Origin of the sequence: Burkholderia sp. AU27893 (assembly GCF_002223205.1) — a bacterium.
GTDB lineage: Bacteria > Pseudomonadota > Gammaproteobacteria > Burkholderiales > Burkholderiaceae > Burkholderia.
Genome location: NZ_NKFD01000001.1, coordinates 1,424,482 through 1,445,660, shown reverse-complemented (window position 1 = coordinate 1,445,660; position 21,179 = coordinate 1,424,482). Strand labels below are relative to the sequence as shown.

Below are 21,179 nucleotides of genomic sequence, written 5' to 3'. Positions count from 1 at the left end.
GAATTACCCCATCGTCCGAATGAAACAGTTCGCCGCCACCTCGAACAGCTTGGCGTCAGCCATCGTCGCGGCGTGCTCGGCGTCGATCGTGTCGAGCGCGTCGCGCAGCGAGCCGCGGAACTCGCCCGCCGTGGCGTCGAATTCGACCTGTGCGTCGGGCGTCGCCGCCGCGGCTTCGCGCAAGTTCGACTCGACAGCGGACGTCGGCCGTGCGGCCGGCTCGCCCGCACCAGTCAGGTCGCGCACTGCGGCCGCCAGAACATCGGCGCTCGACGGCGCACGCGCGGCGGCCACGCCGCTCGCGCCGCTGGGCGTCTGCTCGGCAGAGGAAGCCGTCACGTCGGCGCCGCGCTGCGCTGCCTCGGCGCGGCGCACGGCCGGCGCGCGGTCTGCCTCGCGCTGCGCGCGGGCGAGACTCGACACGAAGTCAGCGATCTGCGTGCGACGCGTGGCCGGCACGTCGATGCCGGCGCGCGCGGTGCGCATCTGCTCGATCTGAGAGTCGAGCGTCGGCAGCTGGTCGCTCGCGCGCTGCGCTTCAGCGTTCTGCCGGATCATCCCTTCCAGCCGCGCGACCTGCGCCTCGTGGTCAGCCTGCGCGGCGTCGATGCGGCGCTGCGCCTCGGCAGCCGCTGCCTTGTACTTCGCACCCTGGTCCTGCAGCTGGCGTGTCAGTTCCTTCACGCTTTCAGGCGACGTGTCCGGTGCGTTCGCGCGCAGCTGGTCGAGTTCGGCGCGCGCCTGTGCCACGGCGCCGGGATCTGCCAGATTGGCCGCCGTCGACGCGAGATCGCCGCGGTACGACTCGGCGTCAGCGATCAGCCCTTCGAGCGCGTTCGCGCGCGTCACGTCGTCCGGCGTGAAGTAGCGCGAGACGTCCGGATAGCCGCCCTCGTCCATCTGGCGCGCGGCGAGTTCGAATGCGTCCTGATGCGCGGCCATGCCGTTCACGTCGTCCGGCGTGCCGAACACGTATGCGTCGTCGACGATGCGCTGCCCTCGCGCCATCAGCGCGGCGTCGACCTCCTGCGGCGATGGGTTGAAGCGGAGATCGTCGCCGACGCGGTTCGTCAGGTAGTCGTTCACGCGATCCATGTACGCTGCCGTCTCGGCGGCCGGCGGCCGCTCACCGCGCAACACTGCAGCAGCCTGCCGCGGGCCACCGTTGTAGTCGGCGATCATCGCCTGCACGTTGCCGTCGTACTGGTCCTGCGTCGCCTTCAGGTAGCGCGCCATGCCGTCGATCGACTGCAGCGGGTCTTTCGGGTCGGTCACGCCGAACTTCTTCAGGTTGTCCGGCATCATCTGCGCGACGCCCGCCGCGCCCTTCGGCGAAACCTGATTCGAGTTCGATTTCTCGCCCGCGTGGATCAGCGCCAGCATGAGGCCCGGCGGCACGCCCTCGCGCTGCGCGGCGGACGTGATGTATGAGGAAAGGATCGGCGAGTCGTATGGCAGCTGCTTGCGCACGGCGACGTCGAGCGTCGGTAGCGGCGTGGCCGGGTCGGCGGCGCGCGCCGCGCGTGCATTCATCGCGATGCCCCCGATATGACCGGCGCCGAAGATACCCGATACGAAAAGCGACGCTTTCAGGTTCATCGGGTCGAGCGGGTCAATCTGGTCGGCGAGGTGGTCATAGCCGGCGTTTTTCAGTATCGATTTTTCTGCGGCAGCCTGCGCTATCGCCATGCCGGGACCACCGACAGCGACAAGCCCGAGTGTCCGCGCAATCGTCGAGCCACCGGCAGGCAGCACTGCACCGACTGCACCGAACGCACCTTCTACTGCACCAGCGGCGGACCGCGTGCCGACGTCGACGCCTTCGCGCTTCAGTTCCTCCGCGCGGCCGAGCCCGATAGACGTACCGCCCACCGCCGCGCCGGCCACAGGACCACCGAGGACTGCGGCCGGCACGATCTGGGTCAGACTGCTGACGGCGCCTTGCACGATCTGGTCCGTGGTCGTCGTGTTGTTCGGGTCGGGCCGCAGCATGTCGGACAGGCTGTACAGTCGCTGCCCTGCGGCCGACGTGAATAGCGTGCCCTCGCGCTGTTTCCTGAAGGTCTCGCCGAGCCGACGGTCGGTTTCCTCCTGAAGCTGCGGATTGAGCAGCGATTCGCTCGGGTCGGTCAGGATCTGGCTCGCGCCGGACGTCAGGTCCGCTGCGGCGCCCGCGAGGCGCGCTGCACCCTGCACGGCGCCGAGGCTGACCGCCAGCCCGACCGAGCCAAGCCCTGTCGACGACTGCGGCTTCGGTTCGGGCGGCAGTTGCACGTTGCCCTGCCCGGTCAGGTAGGCGCTCGTCGTGTCTTCGTAGAGGGGATCGATTGGCATGTCAGCGCTTCGGTACTGGCTTCGTCAGGTGGATGAGCAGCGGTGCGCCGCTCGCGTCGGTCACGGGCCGCGCGCCGGTCAGCACCGTGTAGGTGCCGCCGATGCCGACCCGCTGCAGGCGGTAGCTCGCGAACTGCTGCATGAACTGGTCGACGGGAATTTTCGTGCCGTTCGCGATGACGCTGTCGACCGGCCGGCCGCCAGGCTGGTTCTCGATGTTCGAGACCGAGGCCGCCTTGACGCCGCCGTCGAAATCGTCATCGGACCATCCCCACGGCTTCGCGGCCATGTACCGGTCGCCGCGAGGATCGACGCCGCCAGTCTTCGACAGGCCGCCGGTCGCCACGTTGACGCCGGTCAGGATGTCGGTCGAGTTCGGCACGTCGCGGCCGTTCTTCCGCGCGCTCGCGACCGCCGCGAAGTACGCGGTCTCGCGCGCATCGCCGAGCTGCTGCGGCGGCAGCGCGTCACCGATCTGCTTCGCGATCGTGGCCTGCATGCCGGTCGCGGCCGCCGGATCGACCTTCACCAGCTTGTTCGCCAACGCGTCCTGCCCGTCGAGGATGTACTGCGCAACCGGCATACCGCTCTGCATCATCAGCGGGCCGCCCGACGGATCGGCCGCACCGGCCTTCATCGCGAGCGCCGCCGCCGGGCTCTTGTCCTTCCACTGCTCAGCCAGGTCGTTGATGCGCGCGGCGTTCCCCATCGAGCGACCGAGCATCGCGAGCGCCTGCGCCTTCGTGTTCGTCGGCAGCGCGTCGACAGTCTGGAGCACGCTGCGCGCTTCGTCTGGCGTCAGCAACGACACGCGGCGGCCGGCCTTGTCCTCGACGACTGGCGCGAGCTGCGCGCGCGCCGCGAGCGACGACGCGAGCTGCGTAATGCCAGACGTGTCGATCGCGGGCACGCCGGCAATCGCACCGCGCTCCAGCGCCGCATTCCATGGGTCGCGCTTGTACGCTTCATCGGTCGCCGTGAGGATCTGCTTCTGTTGCTTGATCGCGGCCGCCTCGACAGGATCGGTGCCGGCGGTGACCTGCCGTCCCTCGTTCGCCTGCACAGCGGCGCGCATCTGCGGCACCGACAGCGTCGAGAAACCGGCGCCGGCCGCCGCGCGCGCGATCAGCTGCTGCGTCTGGCCTTCCAGTTCCGTGCCGCGGGTCGCCGCCGTGAGCTGCTGGATGTATTCGGGGCTGAAGCGCTTGCCCTGCGTCATCAAGTCGGTGCCCTGATTGAAAGCCGTCACAGCCTCGCGCTCGCGCGCCTGCTGCTCGCTGTTCATCTGGTTTTCCAGCGACAACCGGTTCGACACGACGGACGCGAGCACCTGATTGCGCTTGCCAGCGTCGAGCTTGCCCGCGTAGTAGCCGTCCGGGGAGGTCAGGTCCTTCTCCAACTGCGTGAGTGCGGCGAGGTCGCCCGTGCCGCGCGCCGCGATCGCCGCCGACTGCGCGTGCGCCGCATATTGGCTGTCGGCCCAGTCCTGCGCGACCTGCGCCGCGCGCGGCTGTGGGATGCCGGCGGACGCAGCCGCGCTCAGGTATGCCTGCTTCGTGCTCGCGACGGTCCCGTCGATGCTGGCCGGATTCGTCGCGATGCTCTTGCCGGCGGTGTCGAGCAGCGTCGCCGCGTTCGTCGCGATGAGCTGCTGCGTGTTCTTCGTCAGCGCCTCCTGCATGCCGAGAGCGACCGTGCGATCGAGGCCGGCCGACTGCGTCGTCGCGATGTTTTTGTAGTGGCCACCCGGCAGCGCGCCGATCGTCGACTCGAACGACTGCTTCTGCGCGTCGGCCACCTGCTGCTGGTAGGTCGGCTGATCGATCGCACCGCTTGCCAGCTGCTCACCGGCCGTCTTCATCGCCGACTGCACGTTCGTCGCGTGCGACTGGTAGGCGACAGCCGCGTTGGTGCGCGCGAGGTCTTCGTCGAGCTTCTGTTTCTGCTGGAACAGGCCGGCCGCGATCTGCGTGCCGGCATCGCCGATACCCTGCATCGCGCGGCCGGTAGCCGCGCCGAACGCGTTCGGGTCAGCCTGGACCGCCGGCGCGGGCTGCGCAACTGCGCTTGCCGGATCGCCGAGTGGGATTCGTGCCATGTTTCCTCCGGATTACGAGCTGGCGAGCGACTTCCAGCCGGTGATGAACTTCGACGCGCCGGACAGCACCGAGCCGAGCGCACCCATGTTGCCGGCGCGCTGCTGCTGCTGGCCGGCCGCCAACGTCATCTGCGCCTGCCCGCGCATCGCCTGCGCCTTTGTGTCGGCGCTCAGGATCGTGTTCAGCGCGTCGGTCTCGGTATTCTGGCCGATGCGCTCGCGCACGTCGTTCGAGGTGCCGGTGCCGACGTTCACGCCCGACGCGGCGAGCGCGGCCGTCGCCTGCCCCGTCGTCGTCTGTCCCTGCTCGCGGATGCGCTTCGCCTGCTGGTAGCCGGCGGCCTGCGTCTGGTCCGCCTGCATCAGCTGCTGCTGCGCGTTGAACTGCGCGGCCTGCTCGGCAGCCGTGCCCTGCTGCGCCGCGCCGCTCGCGGACGTCAGCACGGACGCGGCGGCGGGCAGATACTTCGCCCCAGTGGTCACAGCACCCATGATCGAAATCGGGTCACACATGCGGCACCTCGAAAGTGATGACGGCCTCGATGAGACCGAGCGTTTTGTAGAAGCGTGCCGTCTGCTCGACGTGCACGCCAGTGGAAATGCCGAGGAACGTGTCGATAGCGCCGCGCTCGCACGCCCACTCGCGATAGGTGCGCACGAAGCGCGCGGCAAGCATTCCGCCGCGGTGCGCCGGATCGATGAACAGGCCGAAGTCGCACGCGATTCTGTCCTCGGACATCCAGTGCTCCATGACCATCGCAGCCATAACGGCGATCGGTCGGCCGTCGCGCTCGGCCATCATCAGGAAGCCGTCCTCGCTCGCAATCAGCCGCTCGAACAGCGCAACGAGCTTCGGCGCGGAGAAGCGGTAACGCCGGTAGCGCGGCGACTCGGCGGCCATCAGCGCGCCGAGTTCGACCAGCGCGGGCACATCGTCAGGAGTAGCGTTGCGGATCATGGTCAGCCCGTGTTGACGGTGAACTGACGCAGGAGCGCGAGCACGTACCAGTCGTACGGCTGGTCCTGCGTGATGGTGATTTCGGACGACGAATCCCATCCGAATTCGGTGATGTCCTTGTCGCCCGTGAATGGCTCAGGCGGCTTGTTGAGCACGTTCTCGCCGAACTCGCGGAAAGGGATGATCTGGTCGTTGACCAGACATCGGATCGTGTTCAGCACGCGCAGGATCACGCGGCCCGTGCGTTGCTGGTTGCCCTGCGACGTGCCGAGGCCGCCGGACAGGTTCGGCGTCAGCGCGACGATCGTGCTCTCGTAGTGCAGGCCGATCTCGAATTTCTTCGCCGGCCGCGGCAGAGTCACCTGGCCGCCCGTTACCGTGAACTCGCCCATGTAGACGCCATCGGCCTTCACGTCGCACGTCTTGCCTTCCAGCGAGCCGAGATTCACCCATACCGTGCCGCCCGCGTCGCTTGTGCCGACGATCGCTGCATCGGTCTGCACGCTCGCGTCGAGCCGTTCTACGTACTGCACCGTGTTGCCGTTCACGGTGCGCTGCACGACCGCGAACAGCACATCGCCCTCGTCGCCCGGAATGCAGCACACCGACTTAAACAGGCCGTCCGTCGTGTGACGCGCGAACCCGCACACGTTCTCATCGCGGTCATAGGTCATCGACACGAGCACGCCGTCGGCGCGCACCATCCACACGACCGGCGTCGGCTCAGCCTGAAACGCCAGATCGACGATGCCCGACTCGGTGATGTGCGCGGCGAGGCGCGTGAGATTCTGCGAGCGGAACGAATCGGTGTTGAAGTCGTAAGCCATCGACCGGAGCTTCTTCGCGGCGCGCTGCGGGAAGATCAGCTCATTGCCGACGCGCACCGGGCGCGGCCGCGCGCATCCATAGATCGACTGACTGCGCACGTTGATATTCGTCGGCGTGATGGCGCCGGCCGAGCCGCCGTCGATGGTGAATTCCTCGCCCTGCGTCAGCACCGTGAGGATGCGCGACGAGGCAAGGTGCATGATCTGGTTCACCTGATCGGACGCGACGTCGTACGAGAACCCGTCGCTATCGTTCGTGCCCGGCGTGTAGTCGTAGTAGAGGCCGATTCCGCTCGCCCAGATGCGCTCAGGGAAGCCGCTTGAGCCGGCCGAGTACAACCGCTGTTGGTAGAGGCTCACCGCACACGGATAGCCGTCCGTCGGGTTCCACATGAACGACTTCAGCGACCAGCCATTCGACGGCGCGGTGATCGTCGCCGACAAGATCCGGACGATGCGCCCATACGCCTTCGACGGATTGACGACTTCGGTGAGTTCGACGAGGCCGCCATTGATGGCGACATATGAGCCGACGTCGGTCGTGCGCCACGCTTCACCGCCGCCATGCAGATACATCGCGCCAAGCACGCTGCCTTCCAGGAGCGTGCCCGAGAAATTGAACGTGATGTGCGTAGCGTCAGGTACGGTAGCAACGCGATACAGTCCGTCCAGCCCGGCCGACTCGAAGCCCGACAGAACGATTTCCTGACCCACCGACAGCCCGTGCGGATTCACGCTCTCAAGGGTCATCGTCGTACCGGTCTGCGAAATGCTCTGTACGCCGATTGCCGGTCCGTCGGCGACGAGCGTCACGGCGCCGTCCACCGGTTTTGCATTGCTCGGCGTGATCGGCGCCTGCGGCGATCCGTCGATCTTCCACCCGTTCACCCCAAACGACGAAGCCGTAAAAGCGCTCGTGATCATCACGGTTGCGGTCGTCAAGCTCGTGATGGCGGTAATCGCGGCCACGCCGGGACCGGCGAGAATATTGCGGCCGACATCGCCGCGCAGGAAGGTATCCGCGCTGGCCGTGACAGTAGCCGCACCAGGTGACGTCGATGACAGGATGATCGACGTCGGCGGCCGCGTGCCGATCTCGTCAATCGGCCCCGGATCGAACGGCGCGTCGCTGATTGTCCATGCGGTCTGCAGGATGCGTACTAGCCGTTTCATCGGCATAGACGGATGCGCGACGAACATCGTATCGCTACCCTGCGCGTATTCCAGCTCGAACAGCTTGTCGGCGGTCCAAGGCGTCGCGATTTCGATCGGCGTGCCGCTTTGCTGGATCTGGCCGTCGACCGAATAGAAGCGAGCGTACGAGTCGCCGAGTTCGACGAAATATGCCTGCGACTTGCTGAACACGAACGGGATGAGCCGCGTCGCGCCTGTCGTCTTCGTCGCCGCCATCTGCCGAAATCCGAATCTGCGCCGGCCGCCGCCCTCGATCTGCGGGACCGCGTTCAGCATGGTCTTCACGCCGTTCGCATATCGGTCGAGGTCGATGTGCCCTTCGAGCGGCGGCGACAGCTCGCCCGCGTTGAAATTCGACTGGATCGTGGTGACTTTCGCCATGGCTTACCGCCCCGGCGCGCGACCAGGCGCAGTCGTGTAGCTGGACAGGCGCGACTCCAGTAGCGGGAAGTCGCCGATCGTCTCGGTGTCGTCGTCCTGACCGTTGATCGCCTTGGCCTGCTTCAGCAACGTGGTGAACTCGGCCGTCGCGGTCTGCGCCATCGCGGCCGACTGCGTGATCGGATACGCAAGGCGCATTTTCATCGCCGCCGTGACGACGTCGACGAGCGTCGATTCCCAGGTCGCCTCGACCTCGTTCCTGAAAATGTAGACCAGCGGAAGCGCCTGCACGAACGCGAGGATGCGCTGTCCCTCCGCTGCGAAGTTGAGCGGGCAGCGCGCGCTGCCGACCTGGATCGTCTTGATCCAGTCGGCCGGCAGCTGGAACTGGTACGGATAGTCGAATGCTGGAGCATCGACGAGTGGTGCCAGCACGACGCGTTTCGTGCAGGAATTCCACGGATGCGCGCGCAGCATCGCATCGCGCACTTCCGAATAGAGGTTCGAGCACACTCTCGCACGGTCCGTCGGTTCGTTAAACGAGGCGATCGGCTTGTCGCCGAGCTGAAGCAGTGCGTTCGAGCAGATCGAAATGCTGCTGGTCATGGTCGGTCCTCAAACAAAAAAGCCGGGAGCAAGCGCCCCCGGCATACGTCCTACACCGCGCCGGGATGGCGCGGATCAGTCGTTCACGTAATGGACCGTGACCGAAATCAACTGGCCCGGCGATGCCGGCGTCGCTGCACCAGCGATCGTGCCGTAGACATCGCTCTCGTACGGCGTCACGTACGACTGACCAGCGTTCACGAGCGAGCCCGTCAGCGCCGACACGCCCTGCGCCGCGTTGATCGCCGTCGCCGCCGACAGGCCCGCGGGCACCGCGCCCGACTTGTCGCTCGTCTTGCGCACGCCGATCGCGAGCGTGGACGACGCCGTGCCCGCCGCGTTGTTGATCGTCACGCCCGTGATGCGCGAGCCGCCCGGAATGCGCCCGAAGTAGATCGTGTCGCCGATCGCGCCCGCGATCGACGTGACCTGGCCGAACATGATCCGCGAGCGGCCGCCAGTTTCGTTCGGCTGCAGCTTCGCGTTCGGTGCGCCGAGCACCTTCGCCATCTGTACCGAGTTGGTTTCTGCCATGATGTGCTCCTGTTTCGTGTCGAGATCGATGCGGAGTGGCGCGGTGCGCCACCCGTCACATCACGCTCAGAACTGGTAGTCGATCGTCACGACCTTCTTTTCGTCGGTGCGCACGGCGCCGTACGACTCGCCGATGTAGATCTGGATCGCGTTGCGCTTGTCACGGCGCGGCCCGATGTCGATGTCGCGGTTCAGGCCGACGCCGAACTGAGTCGACGACTTCGCGTATGCGACGGTCGTTTTCACCGTGCCCGACGTGTTGAGCGCTTCGTACGGAACCCACGTGAAGCCGAGCCAGTGCCCCGACAGTTTGCCGTCCTGCAGCATCTGCACGGCCATGAAGTCGGCGGAGGTGAGCGTCGTATCGCTCAGGATGTCCTCCAGCATTTCGGCGTCGTACAGCATGTACAGATCTTCGCCGTTCTGCTCGTCGGCCTCGTTCTTGCGGAACAGCTTCTTCGCCGTGATCAGCTTCGCCTTCGTCATGCCGACGCCACCGTCGAGGATCTTTTGCGAGGACGGCAGCGCGATCGAGCCGTACGGCAGCGCTTCGCCCGCGCGCGTGATCGAGGTGCCGATCAGCGACTGGTAGATCACGGCGTCCTTCTTGCGGTTGAGCGCGGCCAGGCCGTTCTGCATGTACGTGCCCTGCGGGTTCGCCTTCAGCTTCGGCAGGTCGTACTTGTCGATCGGCGTCGACCAGTCCTTGTCCTGCATGAGGGCGACGCGCGTGTCGTTCGGGTTGTCGTTCCAGACAGTATCCGACAGACGCGACGTAACGTCGTTTGCCTCGGTCGCGCCCATGTTGTTCGCGGTGAAGCTGGAGCCCGTGACGTCGCCGTAGTTGCTGACGGTAGCCTGCAGCCGCGATTCCTTCTGCTGCGCGGCCATGATGTAGCCGTCGGCGAACTGCTGCACGAAGGCTTGGGTGATCGTTTCGTTGTTCGTGCTCATGGTGAGAGAACTCCCAAAAGGTTCGATGTCGTCTTTCCGCCTTCAGGGTGTTCCGCGTGTCGCGGGCCTGTTACGGGCTCACGTCGGCGAACGTGCGCTTCCGGGCTCATCGGGTGTTCCGCGCGCCACCGCGGGCCGAATGCGTTGCATCTTCGGCCGACGTGCCTGTCGGAATCCCGACCAAATCGAGCGCGCATAAAAAAGCCCCGCCGAAGCGGGGCAAGTTGGCTGCTGCAATTTGTCGTCAGACGATCGGCGTGTTGCCATATTTGCGGTTGTAGAACGCGTCGATCCGCGCCCGCGTCGCCTTGTGGTCCGGGTGTTTCGGGTTCGTGTTCGCCTCGGAGATCATCAGCTTCTTCACATCGTCTTCGGACATGAAGCCGCCCGCGCTGCCGTTGGTCGGCGCGTCCTCGGCGAACTCGGGGCCGAGCGCAGCCATGATCCGGATGAACGTCGGATTGTTCGCGAGACCAGCCTTTTCGAGATCGTCGAACGACATGTCCGCGGCCTTCGCGACTGCGCTGCTTGCGCGGAACGCGAGGCCCACGTTCTTCTGGAACGTCGCATCGTCGCCCCACGTCTTGCGCAGGTCCGCCGTCGCCGATTCGCTGCTGTACTGCTGGCCGCCGGCCACGAGGCCCGGGACGACCGAGAAGTATTTCGCCATGACGCCGTCGAACTGTTTCTGCGACAGCCCGAGCGCGTGCATGTCCGCGCGAAACTCGGTGAACAGCTTGTCGTTATTCAGGTCGCCGACCGCATCCTTGAACTGTTCCGGAATCGTCACCTGGTACTCGGTGGCGGCGGCCGGCGGCGCGCCACCGTCGACCATGCGTTTCGACAGCTCGCCGTAGCCGCCGGCCAGCTTCTGCGCGGACGCAGTGAGATCGAGCGCGCCGTCGGCGCCGTTCACGCGGTATTTCTCGGGCAGCCAGTCGAAGCCACCTGCGCCAGCCGCGGAAGCACCGCCAGCCGCGCCCGCTCCTGCACCCGCTCCTTCGGCGCCAGCGCCGGCCCCGGCCGCAAGCGCTGAACCGCCGCCGGAAGCTGATGCTCCGCCCCCACCTTCGCCGCCGGCCGCAGCAGCACCACCGCCTGCGCTACCGCCGTCGCCGCCGGCAGCGTCCATCAGCACGAATTTCCTGAAGAACATGAGACCTCCGTTATGCCGCGGCCTTCACGGCGGTGAGCGCACCGGCCGATACGATCGCGGTGGCCGGGCTGTTGAGGGTTGCGTTTCCGGACGACGTCGTGCCGTCCGACTTCTGCAGCGTCATCGTGACGCCGTTCGCGACGATGGCATCGGTGGCGGCCAGCGTCACCACGCCGTTCGTCGCGGTCAGGTTTCGCGTGACCGTGCCGGCCGAGTTCTGCACGGTGACGGCACCGCTCGGCGCGAGCGCGGCCCATGCGCCCGCCGTCTTCTTGTAGACGACGAGCGTCACGGGATCGATCGTCACGTCGCCGTTCTCGCCGACCTGATCCTGCGGCTTGCCGCTGTAGTACGGCACGCCGTACGGTTTGTCATCGGTGCGCGGCGCGCCGTAGGCGATCCAGCCGCTGCCGGTAAGTTGCGAGGTGCCGGACATGTCACTCTCCTTCGGGTTCTGCGCCGTTGGCGCGGTTGATCATTCGCAAAATGTGCTCGACGGTCTCGCGGCGGCCGAGGCGGAATGTGGTCTCGCGCTCGCCGTCCTGGCCGCCGGAAACGAACACGGCTCCGGTGAAGCGCCGCACGAGGTCGTCGAGCACGAGCGCGCCGACCGGGCTCTCGAAAACGACCCGATAGTCGTCCGGCGTCGCGCGCTGCTCGACGGGTGCCCCTTCGATCTGCGCTTTCATTGGTTCGCCACCATGCGGCCGGCGGCCGCGCTACCCATCGACTTCATGACGTCGCCCTGCACTTCCATGCCCATCTGCTGCTGCGCTTGCTGCGCGGCGGCCTGCTGCTTCTTCTGGCGGAACGTGGCGACGTCCTTGACCGGCCGCATGATCGCGTCCGGCACGCCGAGGTTCTTCGCGGTCTGGCGCACGGCTTCGTCGGTGTCGACGTTGTCGATCGCGCTCTGGTCGACCTGCGCAATCACGGTCAGGTCGCCCATCAGGCGCTCGATCGCGGAGACTTCCTCCAGCTTCTGTGCGCGCGCCAGCGGCGACTGGTACTGCACCGCAAAGTTCTGGCCGCCAAGCGACGGCGGCGGCGGCGGGAACACGCCGGCCCGGTACGCGAGGCCGAAGCAGCGCGCGATCAGCGGCTGCAGGTACTCGGCCTGCAGGCGACCGTAGATCGGCCCGAGCAGTTGCCGGATCAGGTCGACGCGCACATGCACTTCGGTCGCGGTCATGGCCGGGCCGTCCTGCGGCTGCAACTGGTCAGCCATCAGCGTCTTTCGAATCTGCCCCTGCAGTTTCTCGATGCGCGTCTCGGCGAGCTGGAAGTTCGATGACGGCTGCAGCGGCTTCATGCTGTCGACGCTGTTCGCGACGATCACCTTGCGCGGGCCGACCTTCACGGTGCGCGGATTCAGCACGCCGTCGTCCTCGGCGATCCACATGCCCGACACGGCGAGGTCGAGGTTCGCGTATTCGAGCTTGACGATGTCGTTGAGCGTGCGGATGTCGGGCAGCGCGTCGAGCAGCGGCCCGACGCCGTAGACACTGTTCGGGATCTTCTTCCAGCGCGCGACCACGACCGGCATTTCGTGATAGCCCGACTCGCGGATGACGTACTTGTGGTTGCATGCGAACGTCACCGACGCGATCGGCATGTTCTTCGCGCGCAGCGCACCGACGATGTACACGTCGCGCGGGTAGATCGCCTGGCACAGGTCGATCAGCTCGTCGGGCTTCGTCTTCGCCTTGTCGATGATCTCGGGCGGCAGCGAGTCACCGCGCTGCTTGAAGTCGGTCACGCACTGCTCGGCGGTCAGTTGGTAGCAGCGGAACACGATGTCGACCGGGCCGCCCTGCTTCGATGCTGCGCAGTACACGCCGGCCATCGGCCAGTGCTCGAAGTACAAGCCGCCGGTGTCGCGGTTCTCGTCGACGTACAGCGCGAACCAGCCGGCCATGCAGTCGGCGATGCCGTCGGCCGCCTCGCTGTCGAAGTTCGCGCTGTGGATGTTCTGCCACAGCACTTCGCTTGCCTCATCGAGCCAGCGCTCGCCGTCGTCATCGGTCCCGTTCACGGTCATCGTGAACCAGAGCGAGTTCGCAGGCGTCATGCCAGACATGATCGACGCCTCCAGCGTGCGTTTCGCATCGGTCGCCGTCGAGTCGAAGATCAGCGACACGGCCTGCGCGATCTGGTTCGCGTCCATCATCGGGCCGTCGAGCCCGGATGCACGCACCGGATCGGTGAGCATGAAGCAGTTGCGCCAGACCAGCTCGTGAACCTGGCGCTTCGACTTCAGGGTTTCGAGACGCTTCGCGAGGGTTTCGCCGAGGCTGTCGATCATGGCTTACTGGCCGAGAGAGGATTTCGCGGAAGCGAGGACGGACGACGAGCCGGTGCCGCCGGTGCCCGTGCCTGCGCCGGTCGACAGCAGGCTCTGCGACGCGCGCCGCTTCTTGTCGGCCGCCGCCTGTTCCTGTGCGGCCTGCGCTGCCTGCGCGTCAGCCGTACTGCCCGCACTCGATGCGGATGTCGTGGTCGAGGCAGAGGGAACGATGGAACCGCGGTTGCCGCCGCCGAAAAGGCTACCGATTGCGCCGAGGATGTCGCACATGTCCGCCCCCGTTACTTGAAGTTGCGCGGCAGTTCGCGCGGCTTCGACGGAACGATCCAGCCCTGCTGCGTGAGCACCGGGCCTGCGATTTCCATCGGGTCGATCTCGTCGCGGTGCGGAAGCTTGCGCTCGGCCGGCTTGCCGGTGGCGGCCATACCTGCTGCGACAGCCTCGCGCTGCTCGCGGCGCGCGGTGACGGCGGCGAGAGCAGCCTTGCGCGCCGTCTCCTGCGACGGCAGTTCGCCCGCACCCGCGAGCGATTGCTCCAGTTCCTTGCGCTTCTTGCCGACCAGGTTGTCGCGCACCTGCGGATCGACCGCGGCCCATTCCTCGGCCGACATGCCACTCGTCTCGAATGCGCCGATCACGATCTCGGCGAGCGGCACTTCGCGGCCGGCGATGGTCAGCACCGCATCGGTGTCGGCGCCAACGATGGGCGCGGGGCCGTCGTCGGTCGGCATGACTGCGGCCGCGCCGGGCACCTGCGTTGCGTAGGTTCGTTTGGTGGACATTCCTGCACCTCCATGGATGGTGCAGGCGAGTATCGGGCGCGCGGGGTGTCGGATTCCCGTCTATCGCAGGGATTCGGATACGGACGGCATGCGCTGAACGGTGGGCGCGTCGTCGGGCGCGTTTCCCGTGACCTGGGCCCATAGCTTCAGCAGCGTGACGCCCGCGTAGTGCTTCGGCTCGGCGCCGAGGTTGCGATAGCCGAGCAGGGTCGTGCGCGGGATCTGCGTGTACTGCGCGATCTCAGCGAGAGTGAAGTCGGCCCGCCGCACGTCCTCAAGGACGCGGAACCAATCGACGGCGCGGGCGGGCTCGACTCGGGTCATGCGTTACAGGGCGTCCACGAAGGCGCGCAGGCGCGATTGCAGGTCGCCGAGCACGATAGCCTCGCCGGCTTCGAGCTTCTGCAGGATCGACTCGGCGTGCGGCTTCGCTTCCGTGGCCGAGTTGTACAGCCCCTGCCACTTGATGACGCGCTCCTGCTCGTCCATCACCTGTTGCTGGAGCGCGGCGATCCGCGAATTTGCAGCATCGAGTTCAGCGCGCAAGGCAGCCGCCGCGGTGTCGCCGCCTTGCGATGCATCCTGCGCAGACGATGCAGTGTCGCTTGAGGATTGTCCAGCCGCAGGCGACGCACCGGCGTTTCCCGCGTCACCACCATCGAGGGCTACGCCACTCGCCGTCGGGTTCAGCGAGGCATCCGCGCTGCCCGTCGCATTCGCGGGCGTCGAAGCGGCCGCATCCGGGGCAGCACTCGACTCCCCCGATGCCGCGACCGCCTGCGCGTCACCAGTGTCGATTGCAGCGCCTGCATCGGCCGACGAACCCGTGTCGGCAGCGCTGGCGTTTCCCGCATCAGCGGAGTTCGCGAGGGTCGATGCGCTCGACGACGAGTCGCCCGTGCTCGTCGTAGCAGACGTGGAGGCATCCGAAGCCGCGGGCGATGATGTCGACGCTGACGTCGAAAGCGTTTCGCTCGCATCGCTCGTCGAAAGCAGCACGGAACTGTCGGATCCACTCCCTGCCGGCTCCCCCACCGCGGCCGTGCCAGCCCCCTGCATGTCCGTTTTTGCCGCCTCGTTCGAGGGCTCGGTGCTGCTCGGTGCTGCGTTGATGTCGCTCATGCTGCTCTCCGTTGGTGCTGCTGGTTGTCGCGCCAGTCGAGGAACGGCCGGCGCAGGAAGTGGTTGAAGCGGTCAGCCGCGTGCGTGTCGGTCGCCAGCTCGCGGCGCGACTCGACCTTGCAGACGATGCGGATGAACTGCGCGGCCTGGTCGACCGTGACCGGATCGCCGTTGACGAAGCCGCCGACCCAGGCGCGGAACTGGGCATCGCGCGTCAGCATTCCGGCGAGTTGGACGAGGTTCATTTCGCACCAGCTCTCCAGCAGACGATCGTCGATTCGTCGATGATCTTGACGGTGCCGCGGCAATGCATCACAGCGCGCATTTCGTCGGCCTTGATGCTTTCCGGATAGAGATCAATCCGCGAATAGTCAGGGCTCAAGGAAAGCACGACCTCCGGAAGCGGGGGATGCTCGCGACCGTCAAGAAATCGGAAGGATTCGGCATGCGCGATTGATGATGAGCATGCACCCAGGATCGTTGCGAGAAAGATGATTTTCACGTCAGATTCCTCTGCGCCCAGCGCGCGATCAGGATCGCGTCGGCGCGGCCGTCGTGTTTCGCCAAAGGGCAGAACGCCTGCCCGTACAGTTCGCGCGCGATGCGCAGGCTTTGGCGCTTCGTGTCCTCGGTATCGGTGCGCTTGATGCCGTAGAAGCCCTGCCACGTGCGCGGCGCGACGACCTCGACCGCGTAGCCCGTCAGCTCGCACACGGTCATGATCACTGCCTTCGTCGCTTCGAGGGATGCCATGGTCTGCACGGATCCGCCCGCGAAAGTGTTCAGCGCCTCCATGACGACGATCACGCTGTCGCTCGCGGGGATCAGGTCGCGCAACGTGCGCTGCAGTACATGCGGGTCGACCTCGTTGCGCACCTTGCCAGTGCCCTGCTTCTTGCGCGTCGGCATGTCCGCGATGCGCAGTGCGCCGTTGTGGTCGAGCGCGGCGAGCGCGCCGGAAATGCCCGGGTCGATTCCGAGGGTCAGCATCCGGCCTCCTGCCCCAAATGCGCGCACGCGCGCGCGTCGTTCGTGTGGTATGTCATTCCCCGCTCCCTCCAATCTCGTACTGCTTGCCGACCTCGCGCGTCAGCTCGATCAGCTGGTTCTCCGCCGCGAGGATGTCGGCGTAGCTGCCGCCAGTGCGGCGCAGCAGCTTCACGCGGTCGACGATCGCGGCGTGTTGGTTGAGGACGGACGTGACGGCGATGCTGCTCGCAGACGAGCCGCGGAAGTGGCAGCAGCAGAACCACTTTCCGGACACGCCGAACGAGCCGAGCATCGGGCAGCCTTGGGCCGCGCAGGTTTCGCCGGTCACGCCGTCCATGCTCATGCGTGCGCCGTCAGGTAGTCGGCGACGCGTGCGGCCGCGAGATCCTTCGCATCGGCCGTTGCGGCGGCGTCGCGCGCGACGTGCGCTGCGCGGATACGGTCGAGCTTCTCGCGCGCGCTCGGGATGCCGCCGACCAGCGCGCGCAGGCGAGCGAGGTTGCTCTCGGCCACCTTCGCATCGAACGAATCGACGGGCGCGGCGAGCGCGGGAACGATCGCCTGCGCATGCGTCAGCGCCAGGCGTCCGGAGCGCACGGCCTCGGTCACGACGGCTTCGCGCAGGTCCGGATCGTGGCCGAGCGACGTGATCCACTGCGCCGGCCGGCATTCCGCGCGGGCGCGCTCGACGGTGCGTTCGTACGCGGCCTTGAACGCCATGCGCGCGCCGACCTCGTCACCGCCTTCGAGCACGGGCAGCGCGACCGCGAATGCCTCGGCGCATTCCTGCGTCCACACGACGGTGTCGCGCTCATCGCGGCTGCGCAGTGCGATCGCCCATGCCTCGTTGGCGTCGGGCCGGCCGTCGGATTCGCGCGGCAGGTGCTTCAGCAACGCGGCGGGCGTCGGCGCGAACTCGCTCGTCGCGACGTGGCACGAGATCGCACGCAGCACCGCGTCGAGCGGATACGGTTCGAGCTGCTTCCAGAAAACGCCCATGACGTCGGGCTCGGGCAGCGGCTGGCGCGCGGTCTTGTGCGCGAGCTTCAGCGCGTCGACGAAGGTGCGTTTGTCGTTCGGGGTCATGGGTCAGGGCTCCATGTCGATGACGGTAGGATCGGGTTCGGCGTGGCCGTTCAACCACGCTTCGGCGTTGCGGTCGCTGATCGCGTTGCGCTGTTCGGCGGCGCTCTGGCGCACGGGTCGCGCGTTGCCGCCGCCGGGCCGCGGCGGTTGCGCAGCGTCGGCATGCCAGCGCGTCGCGATCGACAGCACGTAGGCGGGCGGAATGCGCTCGTTCGGCTTCGAGGTTTTCGCCTCGACGCATGCAGCGCGGATCGTTGCGGGCGTCACGCCGCGCTCGGCGGCGGCGATGATGCGCGGGTCGTGCGGGGATGCCTCGATCGAATGCTCACGCATCGCAGCGGACAGTTCGCCGGGTTTCACGCGCTCGCGTGCGAGGGTGTCGGCATAACGCGCGCTGTGTTCCCCCTGTGGTGTCTGGCTTATGGTTTCTGGAGTCTGGCTGTTGGTAGCCGTAACGTTATGCGTCACGCCCGTTATGCCATCCGTAACGCGTGACGCTTCAGGCGTAACGCGTGACGTCTCAGTTGCGCGTAACAGTGCGTCGTGCAATTCGTCCATCGAGGCGTCGAAACGCATCGTCACGCCGAGATCACGGAGACGGTCGAACATCGCCTTGCGCCGCTCGCGGTACTGCTTCTGGCGCATCGCCTTGCCGGAGCGCGGCGCTTCTCCATCGCCCTCCTGCTGGCCGCCTGCGGCGTGGATCTCGCGTTCGCAGCGCTGCTGCACCCATGTCCCGTCGACCAGCTCGAAGAACTCGCCGAGCACGACCTTCAGCGCGGACAGCTCGTCGCGCGCGCGGGCGCCGATCAGGCGCGCTGCCTGGTCATCGGGAATGCCGGCCTCGCGCGTGTAGTACACGTCCAGCAGCCGCGTGTAGACGCCGTGTTCGAGCAGCGAAAGGTGCGCGGTGTCCTTCAGGTAGTCGCCGATGTGGCGCTTGTAGAAATTCATGGCGCGACCTCGTCATCCGTCCCCGACTGTCCCGCTTTGGGCCGCGTCTCGAACTCGATCACGGCCGGGTGCATCACGCCGTACGCGCTCTTGAGCACGTGGTAGCCGAGGTAATCGGGCGTCGACACGCCCTGCTTCGCCGCTTGCGTCGCAAGGTCGGCCGCTGCGGCCAGCGGCAGCAGCACCGGCTGCTCTACGCGGTCGCCGCTCATGCGCGCACCTGCGGGCCGATCTGTCCCACACCGGCACTGACGGCCACCAGCTGCGCCGGCAAAGTTCCGACTGCGCCGAACAGCATCAGCTCGGTGAGCCGCGCCAGCGCAGCCGAATCGCTGTCGATGCCGTGCAGAGCCTTCCACGTCTGCAATGCCTCGTACGCGGCGTCGCGCAGACGCGTCTTGACCTCGTTCCGGTACTCGGCCCGGGTCGCCTTCGTGGTTTTCATGCGGCCACCTGGGCGGGTTCGGGTTCGTTCACGCGAGCGCAGTCGGCCGGCGTGACGAGCCCGTTGGTAATGGTCTGGATCTGCAGCGCCTGGTCGAGCGTGATGCTCGTGCGGCCGCGGAACCACTGGCTGACCTGGGACTGGCTGACAGGCGGGTTGAGCATCGCGCCGAGCGCGCCCTGAGTGAGCTTGTGCTCGCGCATGTACGCATCGAGTCGCATAGCGCCTCCGTAGTAGCAATGCTCCTATTGTAACTAAGAAGCGATGCTTTTCAAGTATCCCGTAAGAAAAGTAGCCGCGCTAATAGAATCGGATCATGGAAAAGAACCCCAAGCGCCGCGAACTCACGGCGAATGAACTGCAGGATGTAGCGCGGCTGAAGGCCGCGTGGCTGGCGTACAAGGATCGCAACGAAGGTGCGACGCAGGAATGGCTCGGACGCGAGACCGGTATCGGGTCTCAGGGTGCCGTGGGCCAGTATCTGCGCGGCGTTATCCCGCTGAATCTGCCGGCTCTGCTGTCGTTCGCCCGCGTGCTTGGGGTAAAGCCGTCCGACATCAGCCCGACGCTCGCGAGCCTCGTGCGCGCGAGCGACGAGTCGCCGGGCACTCCCATCATTCCAATCGAAAGCGGCGCCGAGACGCCCGACGGCTACGTGGCAATTCCCCGATACAACCTCCAGTGCGAGGCCGGAAACGGCCATATCCAATGGGAAATCGAACGAGAGAGCGAACCGCATACGTACTCTCTACGGTTCCTCCGAGAAATGGGTATCAAGCCCGAGAACGCGCGGCGCGTGAAGATCGTCGGCGACAGCATGGAGCCGCACCTATACGACGGCGAGTCGGTTCTGATCGACTGCGCCGACGTCGCGATCCGTGACGGCAAGGTCTACGCTCTGCGGTATGGCGACGGCTTCCGCGTGAAGCGCATTCTGAAGAAATACGATGGGTCGCTTGTGCTGGTGAGCGACAACAAGAAATACCCAGAAGAAACCATCAGCGCCGAGCAGGCGGCGCAGTTCATAACCATTCTCGGCCGCGTGCGCGATCGCAGCGGATCGGGCGGACTGGAGTAGACCATGCGCACACGCTACAAGGCGGCCGCTGCCGCGTTCCTTTTCGCGACGACGATCGGCGCACACGCCGAAATCACGACCGGCGCGAAGCTGCAGGAGTGGCTGTCGTCCAACGACGGTGCTCTGCACCTGGCTGCGACCATGTATATCGTCGGCGTCCTCGATGATGACGGCGTGCTGCAGGCAGCCGAAATGAAGGGGCTCATGAAGCCAGATCAAGCACCGCGCCACCTCTGCGCATCGGGCAAAGCAAAGGGGCCCGAGCTGCAGCAGTCCGTCGCCCGCATGCTCAACGAGCGGCCGGAGCTGAAGCGGATGCCGGCCGTGCTCGCGGTGCGCGCGGCGCTCGCGCGCGACTATCCCTGCAGTTGACCGATGCGTGCGCTCGCCTTCCACATCGGTTCGTTCGTAATCTTTGCGGTCCTAATGGCCGCGTCCGGTTACGCAAGCGTCTGGATCGGCCGAAAGACCGGGCGATGGTGGATCGGCTTGATCTGTTTTTTCGCGCTGTTCTACGGCAGCACGACCTATCTCGCGTTTGATGGATTGCCGCTGCCGAGCGGCGAATACGGCGAAGACTGACCCAATAGCCCGCAATCGCGGGATTTCTTTGCCCCACAAATAGTAGCAATGCTCTTGACATTAAAAGCAGCGCTGCTACTATAGCCTCCAGAAGCAACGCTTTTAGAGAGGCCACCATGCTCCACCACCACCCGATCACCCCGCGCGCGCTGCCGTCGGCTGCTGACGTCTTCGCGTTCGAGCTGAAGCAGCGAATCTTGGCGAACGGCGCACGTCTGGCCGTCGCGTTCGACGACAGCGGCGCGCGCATGCAGAACGCGATGTGCCGTGAGTTGTTCGACGCGACGGGAGAGGTTTTCGCTGCCGGTTCGTTCGTACGCGTGGGCGGCTGAAATGCTGCGCCACCAACCCCTCACCACAATCACCCCGCGGCGCATCGCGGCCCTGCACGAGTATCGCGTCGACCACGAGATCGCGCGCGATGAGGCTATTGCCGAAGCGATGGAAGCCGCGCGCGACCGCGGCACCGAGATCGCGGTCGCAGAGCTGATTGCAGCTGCACGCCGTACGGCGAAGGCGCTGGAAAACGAGCCGGCCGAAACGCGCGCGCGCATCTTCGTCGCGCACTTCTGCGGTTCGATCCAGCCCGGCTTTCTTGATCTCGCGAAAGAGATCGCCGCGGCGGCCGGCATGGCCCATCTCTACGCGGACGGTGAGTGACATGACCACCACCCGCCTCCTGATCGGCGCCGCTGCTGTGCTGATCCTCGCCCTGGTCGTGATCGTGCGCGAGATCGCACGCGTCAACGACGACGACCACCACCGCGGCTGAGCCGCGCACCTACCGCAACCA

The 21,179-nt window shown here is 66.4% G+C and carries 30 protein-coding genes; 5 read left to right on the top strand and 25 right to left on the bottom strand.

The window, feature by feature from the left end:
- Positions 1 to 3 precede the first annotated feature (3 nt).
- From CFB47_RS06805 to CFB47_RS06685, 25 genes are all read right to left on the bottom strand, one after another.
- On the bottom strand, positions 4 to 2,334 hold the full coding sequence (locus tag CFB47_RS06805; protein ID WP_089460728.1) for a lytic transglycosylase domain-containing protein: 2,331 nt from the start codon (positions 2,332 to 2,334) through the stop codon (positions 4 to 6).
- A gap of 1 nt (position 2,335) precedes the next feature.
- Positions 2,336 to 4,432, bottom strand: coding sequence for a hypothetical protein (locus CFB47_RS06800; protein WP_089460727.1), 2,097 nt, complete (start codon positions 4,430 to 4,432; stop codon positions 2,336 to 2,338).
- Between the two features lie 12 nt (positions 4,433 to 4,444).
- Positions 4,445 to 4,924: a hypothetical protein gene (locus CFB47_RS06795; protein WP_089460726.1), complete on the bottom strand. Its 480-nt coding sequence runs from the start codon at positions 4,922 to 4,924 to the stop codon at positions 4,445 to 4,447.
- 13 nt (positions 4,925 to 4,937) lie between these two features.
- Positions 4,938 to 5,333: a GNAT family N-acetyltransferase gene (locus CFB47_RS06790; RefSeq protein ID WP_219846201.1), complete on the bottom strand. Its 396-nt coding sequence runs from the start codon at positions 5,331 to 5,333 to the stop codon at positions 4,938 to 4,940.
- Between the two features lie 59 nt (positions 5,334 to 5,392).
- Positions 5,393 to 7,792 carry a hypothetical protein gene (locus tag CFB47_RS06785; protein ID WP_256946653.1) on the bottom strand — a complete coding sequence of 800 codons (2,400 nt, stop codon included), beginning with the start codon at positions 7,790 to 7,792 and terminating at the stop codon, positions 5,393 to 5,395.
- Positions 7,793 to 7,795: 3 nt separating this feature from the next.
- Positions 7,796 to 8,398, bottom strand: coding sequence for a hypothetical protein (locus tag CFB47_RS06775; protein WP_089460724.1), 603 nt, complete (start codon positions 8,396 to 8,398; stop codon positions 7,796 to 7,798).
- A 75-nt stretch (positions 8,399 to 8,473) separates the two neighbouring features.
- Entirely contained in the window at positions 8,474 to 8,932 is a 459-nt protein-coding gene (locus tag CFB47_RS06770; protein WP_256946652.1) for a hypothetical protein, read from the bottom strand.
- A gap of 66 nt (positions 8,933 to 8,998) precedes the next feature.
- Positions 8,999 to 9,886 (bottom strand): phage capsid protein, encoded by an 888-nt coding sequence (locus CFB47_RS06765; RefSeq protein WP_089460722.1) that lies wholly within the window; start codon positions 9,884 to 9,886, stop codon positions 8,999 to 9,001.
- 244 nt (positions 9,887 to 10,130) lie between these two features.
- Positions 10,131 to 11,042, bottom strand: coding sequence for a hypothetical protein (locus CFB47_RS06760; RefSeq protein WP_143330802.1), 912 nt, complete (start codon positions 11,040 to 11,042; stop codon positions 10,131 to 10,133).
- 10 nt (positions 11,043 to 11,052) lie between these two features.
- Positions 11,053 to 11,478: a hypothetical protein gene (locus CFB47_RS41655; protein WP_226287442.1), complete on the bottom strand. Its 426-nt coding sequence runs from the start codon at positions 11,476 to 11,478 to the stop codon at positions 11,053 to 11,055.
- Position 11,479: 1 nt separating this feature from the next.
- Positions 11,480 to 11,731 carry a hypothetical protein gene (locus tag CFB47_RS06750; RefSeq protein ID WP_089460720.1) on the bottom strand — a complete coding sequence of 84 codons (252 nt, stop codon included), beginning with the start codon at positions 11,729 to 11,731 and terminating at the stop codon, positions 11,480 to 11,482.
- Positions 11,728 to 13,347, bottom strand: coding sequence for a portal protein (locus tag CFB47_RS06745; RefSeq protein ID WP_089460719.1), 1,620 nt, complete (start codon positions 13,345 to 13,347; stop codon positions 11,728 to 11,730). Before CFB47_RS06745 ends, CFB47_RS06750 begins: the two co-directional genes overlap by 4 nt.
- Before the next feature lie 3 nt (positions 13,348 to 13,350).
- Entirely contained in the window at positions 13,351 to 13,617 is a 267-nt protein-coding gene (locus CFB47_RS06740) for a hypothetical protein (protein WP_089460718.1), read from the bottom strand.
- A gap of 11 nt (positions 13,618 to 13,628) precedes the next feature.
- Positions 13,629 to 14,129, bottom strand: coding sequence for a hypothetical protein (locus CFB47_RS06735; protein WP_089460717.1), 501 nt, complete (start codon positions 14,127 to 14,129; stop codon positions 13,629 to 13,631).
- 60 nt (positions 14,130 to 14,189) lie between these two features.
- Positions 14,190 to 14,453 carry a hypothetical protein gene (locus CFB47_RS06730; RefSeq protein WP_089460716.1) on the bottom strand — a complete coding sequence of 88 codons (264 nt, stop codon included), beginning with the start codon at positions 14,451 to 14,453 and terminating at the stop codon, positions 14,190 to 14,192.
- Positions 14,454 to 14,456: 3 nt separating this feature from the next.
- Entirely contained in the window at positions 14,457 to 15,251 is a 795-nt protein-coding gene (locus CFB47_RS40240) for a hypothetical protein (RefSeq protein WP_143330801.1), read from the bottom strand.
- A complete protein-coding gene (locus tag CFB47_RS06720) occupies positions 15,248 to 15,496 on the bottom strand; it encodes a hypothetical protein (RefSeq protein ID WP_089460714.1) in 249 nt (82 codons plus the stop codon). The genes CFB47_RS40240 and CFB47_RS06720 overlap by 4 nt, the downstream gene beginning before the upstream one ends.
- The gene (locus tag CFB47_RS40235) at positions 15,493 to 15,753 is read right to left on the bottom strand and encodes a hypothetical protein (protein WP_143330800.1); all 261 of its coding nucleotides are present in this window, start codon (positions 15,751 to 15,753) and stop codon (positions 15,493 to 15,495) included. The genes CFB47_RS06720 and CFB47_RS40235 overlap by 4 nt, the downstream gene beginning before the upstream one ends.
- The gene (locus CFB47_RS06715) at positions 15,750 to 16,241 is read right to left on the bottom strand and encodes a hypothetical protein (RefSeq protein ID WP_089460713.1); all 492 of its coding nucleotides are present in this window, start codon (positions 16,239 to 16,241) and stop codon (positions 15,750 to 15,752) included. The genes CFB47_RS40235 and CFB47_RS06715 overlap by 4 nt, the downstream gene beginning before the upstream one ends.
- Positions 16,242 to 16,293: 52 nt before the next feature.
- The gene (locus tag CFB47_RS06710) at positions 16,294 to 16,584 is read right to left on the bottom strand and encodes a hypothetical protein (RefSeq protein WP_143330799.1); all 291 of its coding nucleotides are present in this window, start codon (positions 16,582 to 16,584) and stop codon (positions 16,294 to 16,296) included.
- A complete protein-coding gene (locus tag CFB47_RS06705; RefSeq protein ID WP_089460711.1) occupies positions 16,581 to 17,327 on the bottom strand; it encodes a hypothetical protein in 747 nt (248 codons plus the stop codon). The genes CFB47_RS06710 and CFB47_RS06705 overlap by 4 nt, the downstream gene beginning before the upstream one ends.
- A 3-nt stretch (positions 17,328 to 17,330) precedes the next feature.
- Entirely contained in the window at positions 17,331 to 18,281 is a 951-nt protein-coding gene (locus CFB47_RS06700; RefSeq protein ID WP_256946651.1) for a YdaU family protein, read from the bottom strand.
- Positions 18,278 to 18,493 (bottom strand): hypothetical protein, encoded by a 216-nt coding sequence (locus CFB47_RS06695; protein WP_089460710.1) that lies wholly within the window; start codon positions 18,491 to 18,493, stop codon positions 18,278 to 18,280. Before CFB47_RS06695 ends, CFB47_RS06700 begins: the two co-directional genes overlap by 4 nt.
- A complete protein-coding gene (locus CFB47_RS06690; protein ID WP_089460709.1) occupies positions 18,490 to 18,726 on the bottom strand; it encodes a hypothetical protein in 237 nt (78 codons plus the stop codon). The genes CFB47_RS06695 and CFB47_RS06690 overlap by 4 nt, the downstream gene beginning before the upstream one ends.
- On the bottom strand, positions 18,723 to 18,947 hold the full coding sequence (locus CFB47_RS06685; RefSeq protein ID WP_089460708.1) for a helix-turn-helix transcriptional regulator: 225 nt from the start codon (positions 18,945 to 18,947) through the stop codon (positions 18,723 to 18,725). The genes CFB47_RS06690 and CFB47_RS06685 overlap by 4 nt, the downstream gene beginning before the upstream one ends.
- A gap of 95 nt (positions 18,948 to 19,042) precedes the next feature.
- Between CFB47_RS06685 and CFB47_RS06680 the strand changes: the two genes are divergently transcribed.
- From CFB47_RS06680 to CFB47_RS06660, 5 genes are all read left to right on the top strand, one after another.
- Complete coding sequence (locus CFB47_RS06680) at positions 19,043 to 19,804, top strand: LexA family transcriptional regulator (RefSeq protein WP_089460707.1); 762 nt, start codon at positions 19,043 to 19,045, stop codon at positions 19,802 to 19,804.
- Positions 19,805 to 19,807: 3 nt separating this feature from the next.
- On the top strand, positions 19,808 to 20,176 hold the full coding sequence (locus tag CFB47_RS06675) for a Rap1a/Tai family immunity protein (RefSeq protein WP_089460706.1): 369 nt from the start codon (positions 19,808 to 19,810) through the stop codon (positions 20,174 to 20,176).
- Positions 20,177 to 20,179: 3 nt separating this feature from the next.
- Complete coding sequence (locus tag CFB47_RS06670) at positions 20,180 to 20,386, top strand: hypothetical protein (protein ID WP_089460705.1); 207 nt, start codon at positions 20,180 to 20,182, stop codon at positions 20,384 to 20,386.
- 116 nt (positions 20,387 to 20,502) lie between these two features.
- Entirely contained in the window at positions 20,503 to 20,718 is a 216-nt protein-coding gene (locus tag CFB47_RS06665) for a hypothetical protein (RefSeq protein WP_089460704.1), read from the top strand.
- A 1-nt stretch (position 20,719) separates the two neighbouring features.
- Positions 20,720 to 21,046 (top strand): hypothetical protein, encoded by a 327-nt coding sequence (locus tag CFB47_RS06660; RefSeq protein ID WP_089460703.1) that lies wholly within the window; start codon positions 20,720 to 20,722, stop codon positions 21,044 to 21,046.
- The last annotated feature ends 133 nt before the right edge of the window (positions 21,047 to 21,179 follow it).